The sequence below is a fragment of the Streptomyces sp. WAC04114 genome, assembly GCF_019733245.1.
In the GTDB taxonomy this organism is placed as follows: Bacteria; Actinomycetota; Actinomycetes; order Streptomycetales; family Streptomycetaceae; genus Streptomyces; species Streptomyces massasporeus_A.
Genome location: NZ_JAIGQA010000409.1, coordinates 1 through 686 on the forward strand (window position 1 = coordinate 1; position 686 = coordinate 686).

Consider the following 686-nt stretch of genomic DNA (forward strand, 5'->3'; position numbering starts at 1 on the left):
GTGGGCTCGGTGCGGGACATCGACTGGAGCGACTACACGCTCGCGATCCCGGCGTTCCTCGCGATGGTGATGATGCCGTTCACGTACTCGATCACCAACGGCATCGGCATCGGCTTCGTCGCCTTCTCCGTGCTGCGCCTGGCGGCGGGCCGGGGCCGTGAGGTGCCGGTCGCGATGTACGTGGTGTCGGCGGTCTTCGTCTTCTACTACGCGATGCCGGCGCTCGGCCTCACGTGATCGGGTCTCTGGTCACCGCGGGGCCCGTCGGCCCGCAGAGCTTCTCCGTCTCTCCGTAGAACTTCTCCGTCTCCTCGACGGCCACCTTGAAGCGTTCGTCGAAGTCGTCGCGGATGAGCGTCCGGACCACATAGTCCTGGACGCTCATTCCGCGTTTCGCGGCGTGCTGCCGGAGCCGGTCGAGCAGCTCACCGTCTATCCGCAGGCTGAGCACTGTCGATCCCATGCCCAGCAGGGTCGCCGCCCCGGAGCGCTCTTTGCGTCACTTTCCGCTTCCAACTCACTCGTTCGGGTGATCGGAATTTACGGGAGGTGTAACCGGGTGGTATTTAGCTTGGGTAATGAGTTATGCTAACAAACATGCCTGACCTGATCCACGACGGCGACAGTGCCGCCGCCGTGAGCTCCCTCCGCTCCGCCGTGATGCTGCTGGGCCGGCGCCTGAAGCA

The 686-nt window shown here is 64.6% G+C and carries 1 protein-coding gene and 2 pseudogenes; 2 read left to right on the forward strand and 1 reads right to left on the reverse strand.

Features of this window, described 5'->3' with window-relative positions; translation table 11 throughout:
* Nucleotides 1–237, forward strand: a pseudogene (locus tag K4G64_RS39490) (NCS2 family permease); the annotation flags it as partial.
* On the opposite strand, the gene K4G64_RS39495 reads toward K4G64_RS39490, so the two are convergent.
* Nucleotides 230–463, reverse strand: a complete 234-nt coding sequence (locus K4G64_RS39495) for a hypothetical protein (protein WP_032749464.1) — start codon at nt 461–463, stop codon at nt 230–232. The pseudogene K4G64_RS39490 and the gene K4G64_RS39495 sit on opposite strands and share 8 nt — an antisense overlap.
* 134 nt (nt 464–597) lie before the next feature.
* Between K4G64_RS39495 and K4G64_RS39500 the strand changes: the two are divergent.
* A pseudogene (locus K4G64_RS39500) lies at nt 598–686 on the forward strand (MarR family transcriptional regulator); the annotation flags it as partial.